Annotated in this window: 13 protein-coding genes, 2 rRNA genes and 1 pseudogene; 4 read left to right on the top strand and 12 right to left on the bottom strand. The window is 41.5% G+C overall.

Going from position 1 to position 21,032, the window contains the following annotated elements:
• Window positions 1–108 precede the first annotated feature (108 nt).
• The 6 genes from AS4_RS18480 to AS4_RS18505 all read right to left on the bottom strand — a co-directional run bounded on the left by AS4_RS18480 (window position 109) and on the right by AS4_RS18505 (window position 8,663).
• A complete protein-coding gene (locus tag AS4_RS18480) occupies window positions 109–2,049 on the bottom strand; it encodes an acetyl-CoA carboxylase biotin carboxylase subunit (RefSeq protein WP_096735134.1) in 1,941 nt (646 codons plus the stop codon).
• Between the two features lie 94 nt (window positions 2,050–2,143).
• Window positions 2,144–2,977: an enoyl-CoA hydratase/isomerase family protein gene (locus AS4_RS18485; RefSeq protein ID WP_096735135.1), complete on the bottom strand. Its 834-nt coding sequence runs from the start codon at window positions 2,975–2,977 to the stop codon at window positions 2,144–2,146.
• 14 nt (window positions 2,978–2,991) lie between these two features.
• The gene (locus tag AS4_RS18490) at window positions 2,992–4,149 is read right to left on the bottom strand and encodes an acyl-CoA dehydrogenase family protein (protein ID WP_004817872.1); all 1,158 of its coding nucleotides are present in this window, start codon (window positions 4,147–4,149) and stop codon (window positions 2,992–2,994) included.
• 105 nt (window positions 4,150–4,254) lie between these two features.
• Window positions 4,255–5,868 carry an acyl-CoA carboxylase subunit beta gene (locus AS4_RS18495; RefSeq protein WP_096735136.1) on the bottom strand — a complete coding sequence of 538 codons (1,614 nt, stop codon included), beginning with the start codon at window positions 5,866–5,868 and terminating at the stop codon, window positions 4,255–4,257.
• Complete coding sequence (locus AS4_RS18500; RefSeq protein ID WP_004817877.1) at window positions 5,865–6,776, bottom strand: SDR family oxidoreductase; 912 nt, start codon at window positions 6,774–6,776, stop codon at window positions 5,865–5,867. Before AS4_RS18500 ends, AS4_RS18495 begins: the two co-directional genes overlap by 4 nt.
• A 96-nt stretch (window positions 6,777–6,872) precedes the next feature.
• The gene (locus AS4_RS18505) at window positions 6,873–8,663 is read right to left on the bottom strand and encodes an acyclic terpene utilization AtuA family protein (protein ID WP_096735137.1); all 1,791 of its coding nucleotides are present in this window, start codon (window positions 8,661–8,663) and stop codon (window positions 6,873–6,875) included.
• 166 nt (window positions 8,664–8,829) lie between these two features.
• On the opposite strand from AS4_RS18505, the gene AS4_RS18510 reads away from it, so the two are divergent.
• From AS4_RS18510 to AS4_RS18520, 3 genes and pseudogenes are all read left to right on the top strand, one after another.
• A complete protein-coding gene (locus AS4_RS18510; RefSeq protein WP_096735138.1) occupies window positions 8,830–9,429 on the top strand; it encodes a TetR/AcrR family transcriptional regulator in 600 nt (199 codons plus the stop codon).
• A pseudogene (locus tag AS4_RS18515) lies at window positions 9,426–9,920 on the top strand (GNAT family N-acetyltransferase). Before AS4_RS18510 ends, AS4_RS18515 begins: the two are co-directional and overlap by 4 nt.
• A 73-nt stretch (window positions 9,921–9,993) precedes the next feature.
• Window positions 9,994–10,422: a hypothetical protein gene (locus AS4_RS18520; RefSeq protein WP_096735139.1), complete on the top strand. Its 429-nt coding sequence runs from the start codon at window positions 9,994–9,996 to the stop codon at window positions 10,420–10,422.
• Between the two features lie 76 nt (window positions 10,423–10,498).
• On the opposite strand, the gene AS4_RS18525 is transcribed toward AS4_RS18520, so the two are convergent.
• The 3 genes from AS4_RS18525 to AS4_RS18535 form a co-directional block, all read right to left on the bottom strand.
• Complete coding sequence (locus tag AS4_RS18525) at window positions 10,499–10,708, bottom strand: antitoxin (RefSeq protein ID WP_096735140.1); 210 nt, start codon at window positions 10,706–10,708, stop codon at window positions 10,499–10,501.
• Between the two features lie 102 nt (window positions 10,709–10,810).
• Complete coding sequence (locus AS4_RS18530; protein WP_096735141.1) at window positions 10,811–11,980, bottom strand: acyl-CoA dehydrogenase family protein; 1,170 nt, start codon at window positions 11,978–11,980, stop codon at window positions 10,811–10,813.
• Between the two features lie 72 nt (window positions 11,981–12,052).
• Entirely contained in the window at window positions 12,053–13,216 is a 1,164-nt protein-coding gene (locus AS4_RS18535; protein WP_096735142.1) for an acyl-CoA dehydrogenase family protein, read from the bottom strand.
• A gap of 194 nt (window positions 13,217–13,410) precedes the next feature.
• Here AS4_RS18535 and AS4_RS18540 point away from each other — a divergent pair, with 194 nt between their 5' ends.
• Window positions 13,411–16,767: a DEAD/DEAH box helicase gene (locus tag AS4_RS18540; RefSeq protein WP_096735143.1), complete on the top strand. Its 3,357-nt coding sequence runs from the start codon at window positions 13,411–13,413 to the stop codon at window positions 16,765–16,767.
• A gap of 154 nt (window positions 16,768–16,921) precedes the next feature.
• On the opposite strand, the gene AS4_RS18545 is transcribed toward AS4_RS18540, so the two are convergent.
• The 3 genes from AS4_RS18545 to AS4_RS18555 all read right to left on the bottom strand — a co-directional run bounded on the left by AS4_RS18545 (window position 16,922) and on the right by AS4_RS18555 (window position 20,761).
• Window positions 16,922–17,425 carry a DUF2004 domain-containing protein gene (locus tag AS4_RS18545; RefSeq protein WP_096735144.1) on the bottom strand — a complete coding sequence of 168 codons (504 nt, stop codon included), beginning with the start codon at window positions 17,423–17,425 and terminating at the stop codon, window positions 16,922–16,924.
• A 163-nt stretch (window positions 17,426–17,588) separates the two neighbouring features.
• A 5S ribosomal RNA gene (gene rrf / locus AS4_RS18550) occupies window positions 17,589–17,703 on the bottom strand.
• A gap of 167 nt (window positions 17,704–17,870) precedes the next feature.
• Window positions 17,871–20,761: ribosomal RNA gene (locus AS4_RS18555) — 23S ribosomal RNA — on the bottom strand.
• Window positions 20,762–21,032 lie beyond the last annotated feature (271 nt).

Here is a 21,032-nt window from a genome sequence, read left to right on the forward strand (position 1 = left end):
AGCTGTCAAGCATGTACATGCTTTATTATTTTCAGCAATCAAAAAAACTCCAATACACGAGAATATTGAAGTTTTTAAGTCCCTATACAATACGTTTAATCCGATCAATCAAGCCTGAATATTCAATACCAACTGACGTTTCTTTACCTGTTGTCCAACTTGCCCAATAATCTCATTCACGACCCCATCAACATCAGACTTAATCTGTTGCTGAATCTTCATCGCTTCTAAAATCAACAAAGTTTGACCTTTAGTCACGGTATCACCCGCATTTACCAAGATATTGATAATTGCACCATCCATTGGTGCACGAATGTGACCATCGCCTGCGACATCGGAAGTTTCAGGTGCTGCATAGGTGATATTTTCAATGCTGATATTGCCATTTACCGCATCTAAATACAGCTGATTTCCATCTAAGACATAGTCAATCGAACGGCGTACACCATCCACCTCATAAATGAATTTTTCTGCTTGCTGTTCAATAATGCTGATCCCAAGTGTCTGCCCACAAATTTCAACGCTCACTTGGTTTTGATCACGTTTCACCAAAAGCTGTAATAACTGATCATCATGCTTGAGTTTTAAAGGTAAAGATAACGCAATTCCGGTATTCCAACTGCTTTGACTAGAAGCATTGGTCAACAGTGCCGCAGCAACAGCTAGGTGTTCTAAGCCCAAAGCCTGTTTATGTAAGCTGGCATCTGTTTGGAAGTGCTCTTGAATAAAGGCAGTATTGGTGTCGCCTTTGACAATAATAGGGTGTCTAAGCAAATTCACTAAAAACTGCTTATTACTATTCACCCCCAACAATACGCAATCATCTACAGCACGCGCCAAGAGCCGAATGGCATCCTGACGGGTTTGACCATATGCAATGACTTTTGCCACCATTGGGTCGTAAAACGGACTAATTTCATCCTGTTGCAACAAACCATGATCAATTCGAACATTGGGTAAATCAGCAGCTTGCCAGCGCTGTATTTGACCAGTCTGTGGCAAGAAGTCTTGGCGTGGGTCTTCTGCATATAAGCGAACTTCTATCGCATGTCCTGACAAGGTCAGTTCAGACTGTTGTAAGGGCAAGGTTTCACCATTGGCCACACGCAGTTGCCATTCCACCAGATCTAAACCCGTGATCAGCTCTGTTACGGGATGCTCGACTTGCAAACGTGTATTCATTTCGAGGAAATAAAACTCACCTGATTGATCCAATAAAAACTCAACCGTTCCTGCACCGACATAATCACATGATTTCGCTGCTGCAACAGCAGCCTCACCCATTTGTTGGCGTAAGCTTTCAGTCATCACTGGACATGGGGCTTCCTCAACCACTTTTTGATGACGACGCTGAATCGAACAGTCACGCTCAAATAAATACACATAATTGCCGTGGGTATCGCCAAATACCTGTATCTCAACATGGCGTGGAGCAATCACAGCTTTTTCAAGAATCAACTCACCTGAACCAAAGGCATTTTCTGCTTCAGAACGTGCTGTTTTTAAGGCTTCAACAACATCAGCAGATTGCTGTACCAGACGCATACCGCGCCCACCACCGCCTGCTGAAGCTTTGACCATCAGTGGATAACCAATTTTATTGGCTTGTTGTTCTAAATACTCTATATCTTGCTGATCACCTTCATAGCCCGGTACACATGGTACACCCGCCTGAATCATGGCAATTTTTGACAGGCGTTTACTGCCCATCAACTCAATTGCAGGTGCAGGTGGGCCAATAAAGGTAATTCCATTTTTCTCACAGACTGCTGCAAAATCGGTATTTTCAGAAAGGAAACCATAACCGGGATGAACAGCATCAGCCCCCGTTTTTTTACATGCGTCGATAATATTTTGAATAGATAAATAGGACGCTGAAACTTTTGAAGCACCAATATATACAGCCTCATCTGCAAGCTGTACATGACGCGCATAACGATCTGCATCTGAATAGACAGCCACAGTCTGATAACCCATTGCTTTTGCTGTTTTCATCACGCGAACAGCAATTTCACCACGATTCGCCACCAATATTTTTGAAAATGCCATTCTCGTTTTCCCTATTTTTGGTTTTATATTCACTTGATTATCTTGGTTGAATCACACTGATCTCAATCAAGATCAGTGATCCGCATTGTCAGACTTATGCATCAAACCAATTTGGATGACGCTTTTGGATAAAGGCCATTGTGCCTTCTATACCTTCTTCGCCCCCCACAGCATTGGCAAATTGCTGCGCGGCATCATCCAATAAAGGCGTCAAAGCTTCATTTAAAGTACGGTGCAATAAAGCTTTAGTCACACGAGACGCTTGCGGAGCGGTACGTTTAATCTGCTGAAGGGTTTCGATCAATAAAACTTCCAGTGCTTTTTCATTCTCAACCACTTCATGTACAACACCAACCTTCAATGCGGTATGCCCCTCAAAACGTGCGCCAAGTAAGGCCAAACGGCGGGCTTGAGTTAAGCCAATTCGCTTTACCACAAATGGGGCAATCTGGGCGGGAATAACCCCTAATCCTGTTTCAGGTAAACCAAATTTGGCATCGGCAAGGCTGATTGCAATATCTGAAACACAGGCCAAGCCAAAACCACCACCCAATACCGCACCTTCTAAAACCGCGACAACAGTTTGTGGCGCTTGATCCACTTGCTCCAGCATATGTCCAAATTGACGATTGAAATCAACATAAGGCTGATTAGAACCAACACTGGTGGCCTCGCCACGCAGTTGGGCCATATCTTTAATGTCACCGCCTGCACAAAAATGTCCATCTTTACCGCGTAAAATGACTGCACGAATGGAGATGTCATCTTGAATCGTTTTAAACACCTGTTGAATCGCTTTGACCATATTCAAACTCATGGCATTGCGACTCTCAGGTCGATTGAGCCATAGGGTTAAAATGCTGCCTTCTTGTTCAAGCTCAATACTGCGATCAAATTGTTGTGTTGTTAGAGATTGCGAAAGTGCCATATTTATTCTCCTTGTTATTGACGTTTAGATGGAAGAATGTCCATCAACTTACAAATAATTCCAAGCATAATTTCATCTGCACCGCCACCAATCGAACCTAAACGGCCATCACGATACAGCTGAGAAGCGGGGTTATCCCACATAAAACCATTTCCACCCCAGAACTGTAAGCAACTGTCTGCAACTTCTCGCGTTAAACGACCTGCTTTAAGTTTTGCCATAGATGCAATTTCTGTTGCATTCCCGCCGTCAATGTGGATTTCACAAGCACGATAGGTTAAGGCACGTAAAGCTTCCACTTCGGTCATCAACTCCGCAAAACGAAAATGTACATATTGGTTGTTAATCAACGGTTGTCCAAAGGTGCTTCGTTCTTTGGTATATTGAATGGTTTGTTGAATCACATTTTCCAAACCACCAATTGCATTAGCAGCCGCCCACATTCGTTCTTCTTGGAACTGCATCATTTGCATCATAAAGCCCATACCTTCTGCACCCACCAAGTAGCGTTGTGGTACACGAACATTGTCAAAATAGACTTCTGCTGTCGTGGTTGAACGCATTCCAAGTTTATTAAGGGGTTCAGAGAAAGAGATGCCTGCGGATTTTGCAGGAACAATAATCATGGACTTATTGACATGCGGTTTATCATCAGAGGTATTGGCCAATAAACAAAAAAAGTCAGCTTGTAGGGAGTTGGTAATCCACATTTTGCTGCCATTAATCACATAATCATCACCCTGTTTTTTTGCGGTGGTTTTGATGGCTGCGACATCTGAACCTGCATGTACTTCCGATACAGCAATCGAAGCGACATATTCACCCGCAATTGCAGGTGTTAAAAATTCATCCCGTAATTCTTGACTACCAAAGCGTGCCAAGGCTGGTGTTGCCATATCCGTTTGCACACCAATCGCCAAAGGTACACCACCACAGGCGGCTCGCCCTAATTCTTCTGCAACCACAAGGTTATAAGAATAATCTAAGCCTAATCCGCCATTTTCTTCAGGCTTACAAATCCCCAGCAAACCTAAATCCGACAGTTTTTTAAACACATCATGAATAGGAAATCGCCCTTCAGCTTCCCATGTCGGAATATAAGGATTGAGTTCAGTCTCAACAAACTGACGTGTGGTACGGCGTAGTGCTTCATGCTCTGTTGTAAATTTCATTGTTTTTTCCTTAAATTTAATCTTCTCTAACTCGCTTTAATAAAGCGGAGAACACCTCACTTTTAAAAGATGAGGAACGATGAGTTTTGCAAAGGGCGAGGACTTTTAAAGCCTCGATACACCAAATCGTATTGGATTTAGTTTGCGATGTTCTGCTTCATAAATTGTTTCTAATAAGAAGATCAGGACTTTGCGTGTATCACGCGGATCGATAATGCCATCATCATGCAACATGGCCGTATTAAATAAGGCGGTTGACTGCTGTTCTAATTTTGCTGCTGTACTTTGCTCTAAGAAATCCAGCATCTGCTCGTTAGGCTCCATCCCTGAAGCTTTTTGCTTTCCTTCCGCTACGATACGTAATACCTTGCCTGCCTGAGCTGAACCCATCACTGCCACATGCGAGTTTGGCCATGCAAAAATAAATTGCGGTGACAATGGACGTCCACACATGGCGTAATTGCCCGCACCATACGAACCAGCCACAACGATAGAAATTTTCGGTACAGTGGTATTGGCAACGGCCTGAATCAATTTCGAACCATGCTTAATAATGCCGTTCTGTTCAGCATCAGTTCCGACCATAAAGCCTGTGGTGTTATGTAAAAACAGTAAGGGGCGTTTGGTCTGTTCACAGAGGTGAATGAACTGTGCAGCTTTGGTGGCGCCTTGTGGGGTAATCGGTCCGTTGTTGGTGATAATTCCGATATGTAATCCACCAATTTTTGCCCAGCCACACACGGTCAATGCATCATATTCTTGTTTTACTTCAAAAAATTCAGAGTCATCAACAATTCGTGCAATCACATCTTTCATGTCAAAAGGCTGCTTCGGACTTGCAGGAATGATCCCTAAGAGCTCCTCGGCAGGATAACGTGGCTCTTTATAGCTTAAGTTTAACTTTTGAGTTTGCTCTTTCCAGTTAAGATGCTCAAAAACCTCACGAGCAATACGAATTCCATCGGCATCATTCTCGGCTAAAAATTCTGCTGTTCCAGCAACCTGTGCATGCATTTCTGCACCACCGAGTTCCTCTGCAGTTGCCACTTCTCCGGTTGCCGCCAAAAGTAAAGGTGGCCCTGCGAGTAACATCTCAGTTTGCTTACGAACTGCAATCACATAATCAGATAGACCCGGTTGATACGCTCCACCCGCAGTTGCATTGCCATGTACCACGGAGACTTGGGGTAAGCCTGCAGCAGACAGTCGTGCCTGATTGGCAAAGGTCATTCCACCATAAGTAAATACTTCAGCAGCGTAATTTAAGTTGGCACCCCCACTTTCAGTGAGAGTCAACATCGGTAATTTCTGTTCAAAAGCGATTGCTTGAAGACGTAAGGTTTTTTGTACCCCCATCGGTGACATTGTTCCGCCTTTGATTGCACTGTTACTTGCTGAAATCAGACAACGAACACCGCTGACAAAACCGATCCCTGAAATAATCCCACCACCTGCATCTGAACCATCTTTATCATCATGCATGCCATAACCCACCAAGCCACACAGTTCAACAAATGGTGAATCAGCATCAAGAGCTAAACGGACACGTTCATGCGGTAAAATTTTGCCTTTCTTGTCAAATTTGGGTTTGGCTGCATAAGATTTTTCAATATTCTTATTTTGTACTGCACGCACTTCGGCAATTTGAGCAAGTAATGCCTGCTTGTTCTGTTCAAATTGCTCACTACCAACTGCAATTTCGGATTGGAGAACAGTCATGAATTTTCTCCTGTCTGTTGGTTATTGGTTTGATCACTCAATTGTTGTTTTAATACATCTGGAATAAAGGCACGATGGAAGCCATTAAACGACTCGCTATTCGAAGCATCTGCCAATGGATACATTCGAGTGCCTAAGGATGCAGCGCCATCAATACGAATCGTCATGCCAGAAATAAAACCTGCTGCTTCTGAAAGTAAATAACAAATAGCAGAAGAAATTTCAGATTCGGTCCCCATTCGTTTCAGGGGTACATTCCCCGCCAAACTTGGAATAATAAATTTGGCAAAATCACCGGTGTAATTGTCCATTCCTGAAGAAACAACCCAACCAGGTGCAACACAGTTAACACGTACCCCAGAACGTCCCCATTCCACCGCTGCTGTTTTGGTTAAATTATCTACCCCAGCACGGGCTGCACCAGAGTGTCCCATCCCCGGCATGCCACCCCACATATCGGCTGCCATATTGACAATACTGCCACCATGTTTTGCCATCCACTGGTTATAGGCTTCTTTCATTAAGTAGAAAGTTGAATGCAGATTGTTGCGTACCACAGCATCAAAACCGTTGGCAGAAATGCCTTCTAAATTTGAGGGAAACTGACCGCCAGCGTTATTAACAAGCCCATCAAGTCTGCCAAATTTTTCAATCACTTCAGCAATCATCTCTTTCACGTTGTGTTCTTCGCGATTATCACAAACGATAAAATGAACTTTGCCACCATCTTCGATGATTTCTTTGCTGACATTTTCCAGCTTTTCAATTTTTCGCCCTGTAATCACCACTTGAGCCCCTAAAGCAGCCAGTTCATGAGCAGTACAGCGTCCTATACCCGAACCACCACCGGTCACAATGATGACTTGGTCCTGAAAAGCATCCGATCTAAATATTGAGTGATAATGCATTTTTATATCCAAATTGTTGTCTTTTAACTTGCTTAAATCCCGCTCCAAGCTCCCTTTTAAAAAGCGAGGAATTCACCCCACGTTCATAAACAAGGATTAGAAGGACTTTAAACTCGCTGGGATTTTGACTGGCATATCTAAAAGCTGCTGAGCAAAAGCTTTGCCTTGTGGATCAATACGTAAACTGGCAATTCCTCCACCACCTAAGGCATTTTCCAGCATAAAATTTAAGGCATTAAATCCCGTGATTTCATAACGAATCACTTTAGACTTTTCGGGGTCTAAAACATGCTGCATATATTCTTTGACCTTTTCCTCAGTCAAATTGGCACGAATCCAGGGTAGATATTCAGGCTGACGTGCGATCACTCCAATATTGCTGTGATTGCCTTTATCGCCACTCCGAGCATGGGCAATTTCAACTAAAGGAACTTCAATCTCCTGACCCGTAAATTGAGCAACTTCACCCACTGCAACAACATCAAAAGATTGATCTGAGCAACCTGATGGAATCTGTATATTTTGACGCTGACCATTGATGTCGATCACAACACTTAGTTTTGATTTATCCACTAAAAACGAGAACAACTTAATCACAGGGGAAGCTTTGGGACGCCCCCCAACAATTCCAGCCAATGCAGGTGCCATTCCAGTAGATGCTTGGGCAATTTCAGAAGCAAAAAACATACATGCTTCTTTAAACATGTGCTTTACAGCGATTTTGACAACCACTTCTCGACTATTGATTGGCTGTGCATTTGCACCATAGGTACTTTCAATACCCAATATTTCAACTGATTTTTCTAAGAATGGCGGAACTGAACGTAATGCTAAAACACGCTCACACTTAGTTAATATTGCATCTGCAATTACTTGGGCTTTTTCAGGAGCTTCGCGTCCTGCAATCAGGAAACTCACCAAGACACGATAACCATCAGGATAGGTTGCACTGACTTTATATTGTTGTGTCGGTGCTCTACCTTTTGCGCCAATCACTAAAACTCGATCTTCACCCACCTGTTCTAATTTCACTTGGCTAAAATCTGCTGTGACATCGGGCAGTAAATACCCTTGCGGATTGCCAATTTCATAGACAACTTGTTCAGCAACAGTTGCAACCGAAACCAGTCCACCGGTTCCTTTTGGTTTAGTCACAATAAATGATGCATCTGCTTTCACTTCAACAATTGGAAACCCCATATTGTCAAAGCCTTGTACTAAGCGCCAATCCGTGAAATTGCCACCTGTACATTGTGCACCACACTCAATGATATGCCCTGCTAAAGCGCCTTGGGACAGCTTGTCATAATCCTCTAAGGACCATTGATATTCATGCAACAAAGGTGCAAGCACCACTGCTGAATCCACCACTCGCCCAGTGATGACAATATCTGCACCTTGATCAAGTGCGTCTCGAATTGGAACAGCGCCTAGATATGCGTTACAACTGGCTAATTGGCTAGGCAAATCTTCGCCACTAAACATCTCTTTAATATTTTGTGTGTTTAATTCGGCTTGTTGTGGCATTAGGTCATCCCCTAATACCACTGCAATTTTTAAATCCAATCCTTGTGCTTCAAGCACTTTCTGTAAGGCATCACGACATGCCAATGGATTGACACCTCCTGCGTTGCTAATCACTTTTATTTTTTTATCACTGATTTTTTTAAGCAGCGGTGTCATCACCCGACTGACAAAATCCAAAGCATAACCATGTTCTGGATTGGTCATCATCGCTTTTGCCATGATAGACATGGTGATTTCTGAAAGGTAATCAAAAACCAAATAATTGATGTCAGACAAATGTACCAACTGAAATGCTGCGGTATTGGTGTCCCCCCAGAAACCTGAAGCACATCCAATTTTCACAATACGCTGATCTTCCATTTTCACACCTATCTTGTTTTCATTGTTCTGAATAAAATTTATACATCAATCTACCAAGCAAGCGCTTGGTTTGTAAAGGGCAAAATGTTATCCTGAATTGGCAAATGTGCTAAAACACGTTTTATACAATGAATAATTTGCTTAACTTTATGGAAAAAATGATCCGATGATTGCTCACTCAATCGATGATATCCAACCAATCGCATGTTTTGATGACAGCCCTAAAGGTCGTTTATTACTTGGTGCTGCTTATTTATTTCATAAGCAAGGTTATGCCAAAACCACAGTTCGTGAGTTAGCAAATTTTATTGGAATTCAATCGGGTAGCTTATTTCATCATTTTAAAAGCAAGGATGATATTCTTGCCAATGTCATGCATGAAACCATTATTTACAATCATGCCCGTATGCTTGATGCAATCCAAAAATCGGATGATGCTGAACAACAGTTAAAATACTTGATCAAAGCTGAGTTAATTTCGATTACTGGAGATACCGGTTCAGCCATGGCTGTTTTAGTTTATGAATGGTTTGCATTGTCGAAACAACGACAAGATGAACTCCTTAAACTACGAAATGATTATGAGGATATCTGGTTCGCTGTGATTGAGAAATTGCGCGACCTTGGTAAAATTCAGCATGATGCTTTTATTTGGCGCCGTTTGTTGGGCGGTGCGATTGCTTGGACCGTCACTTGGTATAATCCCAATGGTAAAATGAGCTTAGATGAACTGACTGAAATCGTTTTAGAAATGGCTTTGAAATAAGCACAGTTTATCTTCGCAAGCCCAACATTTCAGATCTTGAAGAAATCGAAAAGTCCTATAAAAAAAGCCAAACACTTCATCATCCTTGGACATATCCTCCAACTGATTTTCAACATTACTTACAATAAGAAAGCAGATATTTCCTTTGTCTGACTGAAACCCATCAAATTATTGGTACCTTTAACATTTCCAATATCATTCGCGGTTATTTTCATTCTGCTTATTTAGGTTATGAGGTTTTTTAGCCTTTTCAAGGACATGGCTACATGCGTTTAGGCATTAATTTATTGTTGAATGAAGCATTCCGTGTTTTAAATTTGCATCGTTTAGAGGCAAATATACAACCTGAGAATACTGCTTCCATTCGCCTGGTTGCTGGTGCTGGCTTTATTCAGGAAGGCTTTTCTCGACAATATTTGCGGATTGGTGGTCAGCAATGGATGGATCATCAACGTTGGGCGATAATTAATGAGGATTGGGCCGAAGATTGACAAGCAATGGTTGATTTCTCAGCTGCACTTGTTCTAAGTTCTATAGAACCGAAATAACTTAACATTTGCTTGCATGATAAAACAGACAGAAATAATTTATAAAATATACCCTCAACGGTATATTACATCTTCGGCAATTAACGCATTAGCTCAACGTTTCAATTTACCTACTGATCCTTATATGCAAGATTGGGAATATGAAGTTGCAGATCCCAGTCGTATTGATGAATTTATGCATGTTTATCTTTCAAATGAACTTAACGATGACGAAAAATTTGCACTTATGGAAACACTTTTACAATCGTTTGAAGAGTCATCGAAAATACTAGGCTCAGATCGACAATGGATGACGATTCTTCAAATTTTACAAGACAATCTAGACATTCATGCAACGACCATTTGTTATTGGGCATGCGGAAATTCAGCTTACAATCTTTGTTGGAGAATAACGCCATATCTACGTAAAATTAAACTTCGGAATCATCTAAAAATCACACAATAAGAGCAGCATTAGATTTAGGCATTGAGTTGTTCAAAAAGTGAAAACTTTTGAGAATTCACAACAATTTTTCTCAACTTTAAGTACCTTGATCTTCTCGCCCAAGCAAAAAACCATCTTCAAACTCGCACACAGCCTCTTGCATGATTTCCCAAGGATGATTTAAAGGTAAGAGTAAAACACCATTACCAAAGTGTTTAACCACAACTTCTTTACCCTTAAAATGAAATGCTCTAGGTAAAAGAACGGCCTGACTATATCCTAATTGAAAAACCTTTGTTACTTCCATAAAGACTCCTTAAATTGACAATACCCCTAGGCCTCTAGCGCACCTATGGTTATTTTTAGCTGAAACCAGCATTGTAAGTTTTTATTATTCCCAAAGGAGTGATCAAAACCCCAACTGCTTACTAATCAAATCTTTCATGATTTCTTCAGCACCGCCACCGATCATATTTACTTTGACTTCACGATAAATACGCTCGGATTTAGTCCCTCGCATAAAGCCCATACCACCCAAGGTTTGCACTGCTGCATCTGCACAGAACTGCATGGTTTGGGTTGCGATATTCTTTGACATACAAATTTGTGCAATTAAATCACTGCCCTGTAGTTCAGCCTGCCCCATACGATAAGCAGTATCTTCCAATAATGCCCGTGTTGTGGTTAAACGCGTTGCCATATCAACCAACTTATGTCGTACCACTTGATGATCAACTAAGCGTTTTCCAAAAGTCTTCCGCGCTTTAGACCATTCTAAAGCCTCTTGATAACAGACCAAGGCATAACCATAGGCCATAGAGGCTAACCAAAAGCGCTCCATATTGAAGTTCTTCATAATGACCTTAAAGCCAGCATTTTCTTCACCAAGAAGATTTTCTACAGGAACTTTGACTTGGTCAAAATGCAAATGAGCAGTATCCGATGCCCACCAGCCCATTTTCTTTAAAGGTGATTTAGTAATGCCATCACTATGTGCATCAACCAATAACATCGAAATACCACTCGCACCTTTATTTTCAGGATTAGTTCTCACCGCAACCGTATAATAATCTGCGCGCATACCTGAAGTAATAAAGGTTTTTTCACCACTCACCAGATAAAAATCACCTTCGCGGATTGCTTTGGTTTGTAATGCAGCAACATCAGAACCGCCGCTTGGTTCAGTAATCGCAAGTGCAGAAATTTTTTCGCCTGAAATAATTTGTGGCATCACCTTGTCACGAATATGTGGCTGGGCAAAATGATGAATTGGTGGTGTACCAATGGTATGAATCATCAAAGAAATATGTACACCACCAGAACCAGCTTTGGCTGTTTCAACTGCGGCTAAGAACACATGAAATGCATCTGCATCTGAGATTCCTCCATGCTCATCATCAAAGCCTAAACCCAATAGACCAATTGCAGCAGCCTTTTGATAAAGTTCACGAGGAAAAGTTTCAGCCTCATCCCATTCATTCACAAAAGGAGAAATCTCTTTTTCAACAAATTTCTTCACACTGTCTGCAAATGCACGATGCTCAGCGGTGTAGTAAATCGGGTTATTTAAATGATCCATATCTTGTTGTTCCCTGCTTATTTTTATTGCGATTTATTGTGTACAGTTCTAGTTTAATCCATTCTAGATATTCTAATAGCCCAATTGACGACTCGCGAGGTCTTTCATAATTTCTTCCGCCCCACCACCAATCATATTGACTTTAACATCACGGTAAATCCGTTCAGACTTAGTGCCTCGCATAAAGCCCATGCCCCCTAACGTTTGTACAGCTGCATCGGCACAAAACTGCATGGTTTGAGTGGCCACATTTTTAAGCATACAGATTTGTGCAATTAACTCATTGCCCTGCATTTCAGGCTTCCCTAAGCGATAAGCAGTATCCTCCAACAAAGCAAGTGTTGTGGTTAAGCGAGTCGCCATATCAACTAATTTATGCCGAACCACTTGATGATCAACTAAACGTTTACCAAAGGTTTTTCGTTCTCGTGCCCATTCCAATGCTTCTTCATAACAGGTTAATGCAAAACCATAACTACTGGCAGCAAGAAAAAAACGCTCCATATTGAAGTTATTCATAATCACAAGGAAACCCATATTTTCTGCTCCCAACAAATTGCTTGCAGGAACACGAACTTGATCAAAATGGAGATGAGCCGTATCCGAAGCCCACCATCCCATTTTGTCGAGTTTTGATTTGCTTATGCCGTCACTATGGGCATCAATCAATAACATCGAGATACCATTCGGGCCTTTGGCATCAGGATCTGTACGTACTGCAACGGTATAATAATCAGCACGAATGCCCGATGTAATAAAGGTTTTTTCGCCACTGACAATATAGTCTTGACCATCCCGTACAGCTTTGGTCTTAAGTGCTGCTACATCAGACCCACCCGTGGGTTCAGTAATCGCCAACGCTGAAATTTTTTCGCCTGCCAAGATTTGAGTCAGTACAGTTTGTTTAATCTCATCTGAAGCAAAATGATTGATTGGAGGTGCACCAATCGAGTGTGACAATAAGGAGGCACATAAACCACCTGAACCTGTTTTGGCTAACTCAATCGAAGACAACAACACATGAAAAGCATCGGTTTCTGGAATTCCTCCATAGTTTTCGTCAAAACCTATCCCCAATAAGCCGATATCTGCGGCTTTTTTATAAAGTTCTTTTGGAAAGGTTTCTGCCTCTTCCCATTGATTGATATGTGGCATTAATTCTTTTTGAACAAACTTTCGAATGGAATCTGCAAATGCAAAATGCTGATCTGTATAGTAAATTGGATTATGCTTCATCTTGATTTGCTTCCCAGCATTATTTTGAAAAACTTATACTGACAGATTTTATTTAATTTAAAGTTGCAGAAACGATCAATTTGTATTTAAAAACATGTCATTTTTGATCAAAACTCCTATATTAATTTCAGATTCATGCTCAAAAATCCGTTACACTGTTAGTAATTTCCTTTTAATTTTTAGCTCTATAAATAATGGCGACATTGAATCAATTTTTATCACGTTTTAACCCTGCAACCATTCAAAGAAGCTTGAGTTATGTCAAAAAAATTGATCTAAAATCCTTAGAGGTCTACCCTGATCGGGATAATTTAGTCATCGAAGCTCAAATTCAGGGAACGGATTATTATGAAACGGCTGTTATCTATAATCCTTTAACCAATAAAATTGTGGATACAGATTGTAGTTGCCCTGTTGGTTACGATTGTAAGCATTCGGCTGCACTTGCACGTTATTTTTATGATCAACAACTTTCCAACCCAGCTGCTCGTCAAAAACTAAACCCATTAGACCAAGCTCAAACCACAACAAATAGCTCTACCCACACCACGGCAAAAGCTTGGCTTGCTCAATTTAAACAACAATTGGCACAAGTTCAACGCACTGAAACGCCAGTACAGCACCAACTTATTTATATTTTCCAACCGAAAAATAACACCGCCAAATTACAACTTAGTGTTTTTAAAGTTCGTCGTAACAAAGATGGAAAAATTAGAGATACTGCGCTCTACACCAGCTATGACAATGTATTAAATGAACGTCTTAAAGTGAGCAAAGAAGAAAAGAAAATCTTTAGTCATTTGTACTTTTTCGCTAAGCTAAATTTTAGCGATGTTCATTTTTATCCAGCGTCATGGGATATTTCAGGAATCTATCAAGAACACCTAAGAACGGCTATTCAAAGTAGCGCTTGTTACGCACTAGATGTACAAAGATTACCTTTAACATGGTCTGATCAAGCTTATAAAATTGAATTCAACTGGCAAACGCGTACAGAACAGCAAACAGAAAAACTCAAGGCACAATTTTTTGATGAAAATCATCTAGAGATTTCACCTGACCATGCTGAACAAATTTATATTATTCATTCTCATCCATTAAGTTATCTCGATACTCTTAAAAACCAAGTCGGTGTACTTGAGTCTTTATATTCTAGTGAAATGATCGAAGAATTGCTGAATATGCCACAAATGCCTGTGGAATTAATGGCTGAATTTGAGCAAGTGATTCAACCCTATGCATTTTTTGAAGATTTACCCCAAGCGCCATTTACACAAAGTATAGAAATATTAAAAGGCAAACCCACACCTATTTTACGTTTTGGAACACATCCGCAATATGATCGTCTTGGTCATATGCATCATTATGCAATTGCTGAAATTGAATTTGAATACTCAGCTGGACGAATTAAAGCGGGTTTCCCTGATGACAGTTTCATTATCAATATTGATGAAAAAGCAGTTCGCCAACAACGCGATTTAGTTGCTGAAAAGAAGCATATTGATGAATTAATTCATTCAGTTAAATCCATGCAACGGATTAGCAAGCTACCAAAGAGCAAACGCCCTGCTTTTGATGACATCACTGAAAACTCAATTGTTTATGCAGATCCCATGGCTTGGGTTGAGCAACTGGTTCCTGAAAATAAAATCGAAGGTCTCGGCTGGAAAGTTGAACATACCCTAGATAGTCAGTTCAATTTAAGTGCAACACAAAACCTGCAACTCTCATTAAATGAATCTGAAAAAAAACAAGACTGGTTTAATGTCGGTGCAACGATTCAGGATATGAATGGCAACACCTATAACCTGATTGATCTTCTTGGCTATGCGATACAGCATAATCCACATCTTTTAGAAGATGACTATATTGAAAAAATGGACAGTGACAGCTTCTTAATTGTTCATTTAAGAGAAGCTCAAACGCAACTGGCGCTTAGAAATCAAGAAATTAAGCCCATTCTGATCTATTTAAAAGAAATTTTACGACATCCTGAATCTGCAACATTAGATCAATACGATGCCGCTCAATTCTTAGATTTACAGCATCATTTGGGCATGCCTTGGCGCACCAACGAACGCCTGAAAATATTTGCTGAAAAGCTTCAAAATAGTTATCAAGATCAAATCTGTACACCACAAGGTTTCCAAGGCGAACTACGCCCATATCAACAACAAGGTTTAGCATGGCTACAGTTTTTACGTGAAACTGAACATGGCGGTATCCTTGCCGATGATATGGGACTCGGTAAAACAGCACAAACACTTGCACATATTCTATTAGAAAAGCAGGCAGGTCGATTAAATCAACGCCCTGCCTTGATTATTGCACCAACCTCTTTAATGCATAACTGGCGTAAAGAAGCCGAGAAATTCACTCCTGAATTAAAAGTTTTGGTCTTACAAGGGCATGATCGAGTTGAGCATTTTCAAGAGATTAAAAATGTAGATATTGTGCTCAGCACTTACCCACTTTTGGGCCGTGATGAAGAATTTTTACTGCCCTATCAATATCATTTATTGATTTTGGATGAAGCGCAAAACATTAAGAATCCACGCGCCAAAGCCTCTCAAGTGGTACGACAAATCAAAGCAAAACATCGTCTATGCTTAACTGGTACACCGATGGAAAACCATTTGGGTGAGTTATGGTCATTGTTCCATTTCTTAATGCCTGGTTTTTTATATAGTCAGGAACTGTTTAATAAAAAATATCGCAATCCTATCGAGAAACATGCAGATCTTCAGGTTAAAACCAAACTCATTTCTCGTATTAAACCGTTTATGTTGCGTCGTTTAAAAACAGAGGTAGCGAAAGAGCTTCCCGAAAAAACCACGATTGAAGTCAATATTGATATGAATGAACAGCAATCCAAGCTCTACGAAGCTGTTCGTGCAACAATGCAAAAGAATATTCGTGAGTTGATTGCAGCTAAAGGCTTCCATCGTAGTCAGATTCAAATTTTAAGCGCATTACTTAAACTTCGACAAGTTTGCTGCCATCCAAGCCTTTTACAACTTGATCAAGTCAAAAATCAAAATGTTGAATCAGCAAAATTAGATCATTTATTGGAAATGGTTCAAGATATGGTTGAGGAAGGACGTAAGATTTTAATCTTCTCTCAATTCACTACGATGCTACAACTCATTGAAGAGCATTTAAAAGCCTTAAATATTCGAAATGTAAAACTTACTGGACAAACCAAGAAACGTGATGAAGTGATCACGGCATTCCAAGCAGGCGATATTCCTGTTTTCCTCATCAGTTTAAAGGCAGGCGGTGTTGGGCTTAATCTCACTGCTGCTGATACTGTGATTCATTATGATCCTTGGTGGAACCCAGCGGCTGAAGATCAAGCGTCTGATCGTGCATGGCGTATTGGTCAAGATAAACCTGTATTTGTTTATAAGTTGATTACCAACCAGAGTATTGAAGAAAAGATTTTAGCCTTACAGAAAAATAAAGCTGATCTTGCCAAATCTATTCTAAGTATTGATCATGAAAATGAAGTGAAATTATCTGAAGATGATGTCATGAGTTTATTGGATTGAAACTTTAAAGATAAGGTGTGAAATTTAACAAAAGTTAGATCTAACACATCAATACGAAGAAACCCCGTCATCATGATGGGGTTTTGTTTTTTATACCTACATTGTTTTAGAATCTATAGACTTCTAAATACGGCTGCTTCACTTTACTGCATCGTTAGCTTTCCCAACTTAAATGATCCAAATTACCGTGATCATCTGTTTTAACGACGATTAACTGATCAGTTAAGTCTCTATTTGTAGTGTAATCAAAGACAGCAAAATATGATGTATCATATTTTCCATCTGGATAAAGCCCAACCCTTGCTAAATATAATTTGGTTAAAAACTGCTGTGCTTTATCTATTGGATTAGAAATCCCAATTTTTTCTAAGAAATCATCGCCTAATTCTTCAGTATGAAAATCCACATATTCTTTAACAGTCCCTTCCTTTTCATTTTCAAAATCTTGTTGAATATAATCTTGGTTTTTTTGATCAAATTTTTCTATATTTTCAATAAAAGACTTAATTCGTTGAAAAGTTTCTACATCCAAAGTATTCGCTTCAAAATTTAAATCAACTTGAACGGCTTTGCCATTAAGCTCAAGATCAACTTGATAATACTCTTCTAGTGATTCTAATTGCAGTGTTCCAAAATGCGGCAAGGTGTATTCTGACATTTTTTATATTCCTATATTTTTTTCATGTTAGGTAAAGCAATTAATTTATCATTTAATGATAAAAAATTCTTGATCTAGATTTTAGACTTTTTTCTTCCCGATAAACACCACGCATAAAAAAACACCCCGCTCTCGTTAGAGAGCGGGGTGTTTTAGATTTAAAAGCTGGCGATGACTTACTCTCACATGGGTAACCCCACACTACCATCAGCGCTAAGAGGTTTCACTTCTGAGTTCGGGAAGGGATCAGGTGGTTCACTCTTGCTATTGTCGCCAGCAAACTGTTATGGACTTGTTCGGGTCTTATTTAAATGCCTTACTTCGTACCAAATGAGTTTAACAGAACATTTGAGTTGAATAGTTTAACTAGCTTTACAACTAAATCAAGTATGTTTGATCTTTTATGAATCAAATGATGCTTCATATACAACTGCTTGGGTGTTGTATAGTCAAGCCTCACGAGCAATTAGTATTGGTCAGCTTCATGCGTCACCGCACTTCCACATCCAACCTATCAACGTCGTAGTCTTCAACGGCTCTTTAGAGGACATAAAGTCCTAGGGAAATCTTATCTTGAGGTAGGCTTCCCGCTTAGATGCTTTCAGCGGTTATCCCTTCCGAACATAGCTACCCGGCGATGCGACTGGCGTCACAACCGGTACACCAGAGGTTCGTCCACTCTGGTCCTCTCGTACTAGGAGCAGATCCTCTCAAATTTCCAACGCCCACGGTAGATAGGGACCGAACTGTCTCACGACGTTCTAAACCCAGCTCGCGTACCTCTTTAAATGGCGAACAGCCATACCCTTGGGACCTGCTTCAGCCCCAGGATGAGATGAGCCGACATCGAGGTGCCAAACACCGCCGTCGATATGAACTCTTGGGCGGTATCAGCCTGTTATCCCCAGAGTACCTTTTATCCGTTGAGCGATGGCCCTTCCATACAGAACCACCGGATCACTAAGACCTACTTTCGTACCTGCTCGACTTGTGGGTCTCGCAGTTAAGCGCGCTTTTGCCTTTATACTCTACGCGTGATTTCCGACCACGCTGAGCGCACCTTCGTACTCCTCCGTTACTCTTTAGGAGGAGACCGCCCCAGTCAAACTACCCACCAGACATGGTCCTCGTCCCGGATAACGGGACAGAGTTAGAACCTCAATATTACCAGGGTGGTATTTCAAGGATGGCTCCATAGCAACTGGCGTCACTACTTCAAAGCCTCCCACCTATCCTACACAAGTAAGATCAAAGTTCAATGTCAAGCTGCAGTAAAGGTTCACGGGGTCTTTCCGTCTAGCCGCGGGTACACCGCATCTTCACGGCGATTTCGATTTCACTGAGCCTCTGCTGGAGACAGCGCCCCCATCATTATGCCATTCGTGCAGGTCGGAACTTACCCGACAAGGAATTTCGCTACCTTAGGACCGTTATAGTTACGGCCGCCGTTTACTGGGGCTTCGATCAAGAGCTTCGCTTACGCTAACCCCATCAATTAACCTTCCAGCACCGGGCAGGCATCACACCCTATACGTCCACTTTCGTGTTTGCAGAGTGCTATGTTTTTAATAAACAGTTGCAGGGGCCTGGTTTCTGTGGCTGCCAATAGCTCAAGGAGCAAGTCCTATCACCGTCAGCAGCGTACCTTCTCCCGAAGTTACGGTACCATTTTGCCTAGTTCCTTCAGCAGAGTTCTCTCAAGCGCTTTGGTCTACTCGACCTGACCACCTGTGTCGGTTTAGGGTACGATTCCTGTGTAACTGAAGCTTAGAGACTTTTCCTGGAAGCATAGTATCAGCCACTTCGCTAGTAAACTAGCTTGCTATCAGCTCTCAGCATAGAGCACCCCGGATTTGCCTAAGATGCATGCCTACTGCCTTTCACCTGGACAACCAACGCCAGGCTGACTTAACTTTCTCCGTCCTCTCATCGCATTACACAGAAGTATTGGAATATTAACCAATTTCCCATCGACTACGCCTCTCGGCCTCGCCTTAGGGGTCGACTCACCCAGCCCCGATTAACGTTGGACTGGAACCCTTGGTCTTTCAGCGAACGGGTTTTTCACCCGTTTTGTCGTTACTCACGTCAGCATTCGCACTTCTGATACCTCCAGCATACTTCTCAATACACCTTCATCGGCTTACAGAACGCTCCCCTACCACGTATACATAGTATACATCCGCAGCTTCGGCATATAGTTTTAGCCCCGTTACATCTTCCGCGCAGGCCGACTCGACTAGTGAGCTATTACGCTTTCTTTAAAGGGTGGCTGCTTCTAAGCCAACCTCCTAGCTGTCTATGCCTTCCCACATCGTTTCCCACTTAACTATAATTTGGGGGCCTTAGCTGGCGGTCTGGATTGTTTTCCTCTTGACTACGGACGTTAGCACCCGCAGTCTGTCTCCCGGATAGTACTCATAGGTATTCGGAGTTTGCATCGGTTTGGTAAGTCGGGATGACCCCCTAGCCGAAACAGTGCTCTACCCCCTATGGTATTCGTCCGAGGCGCTACCTAAATAGCTTTCGGGGAGAACCAGCTATCACCGAGTTTGATTAGCCTTTCACCCCTATCCACAAGTCATCCCCTGGCTTTTCAACGACAGTGGGTTCGGTCCTCCAGTTAGTGTTACCCAACCTTCAACCTGCTCATGGATAGATCACCCGGTTTCGGGTCTATACCCAGCAACTAAACGCCCTATTAAGACTCGATTTCTCTACGGCTCCCCTATACGGTTAACCTTGCTACTGAATATAAGTCGCTGACCCATTATACAAAAGGTACGCAGTCACCAAACAAGTTGGCTCCCACTGCTTGTATGCATGCGGTTTCAGGATCTATTTCACTCCCCTCACAGGGGTTCTTTTCGCCTTTCCCTCACGGTACTGGTTCACTATCGGTCAGTCAGGAGTATTTAGCCTTGGAGGATGGTCCCCCCATATTCAGACAAGGTTTCACGTGCCTCGCCCTACTCGTCATCATTATATGTGCCCTTTCGTGTACGGGACTATCACCCTCTACGGTAGCACTTCCCAGAGCTTTCCGCTAAAACACATATAACTTAATGGGCTGATCCCCGTTCGCTCGCCGCTACTGAGGGAATCTCAATTGATTTCTTTTCCTAAGGGTACTGAGATGTTTCACTTCCCCTCGTTCGCCTCGCATGACTATGTATTCATCATGCGATACCTACCTTATGGTAAGTGGGTTTCCCCATTCAGAAATCTCCGGATCACAGGATATTTGCCGCCTCCCCGAAGCTTATCGCAGGCTATTACGTCTTTCATCGCCTCTGACTGCCAAGGCATCCACCACATGCACTTAATTACTTGACTATACAACCCCAAACAGTCGTTAATCCCTACAAGGAGGATCAACAATGTGAACTTAATCACTTCTATTTGTTGCCTGTGAACTTAATCACCATACAGCTTCAATTTAATTCATATACCAAAACGCTTGATTCAGTTTTATCGCTAGTGCTCATTTCATTCAACATTAACAATTGCTTGCTAACATCAACTAAAACGAGTTTAAACAATTATTTCAACTCAAATATATTCTGTTAATGATTCACTACCGCCTCGTCAGCGAGTAGTTAACTGT

The organism is Acinetobacter guillouiae, assembly GCF_002370525.2.
Lineage (GTDB): Bacteria > Pseudomonadota > Gammaproteobacteria > Pseudomonadales > Moraxellaceae > Acinetobacter > Acinetobacter guillouiae.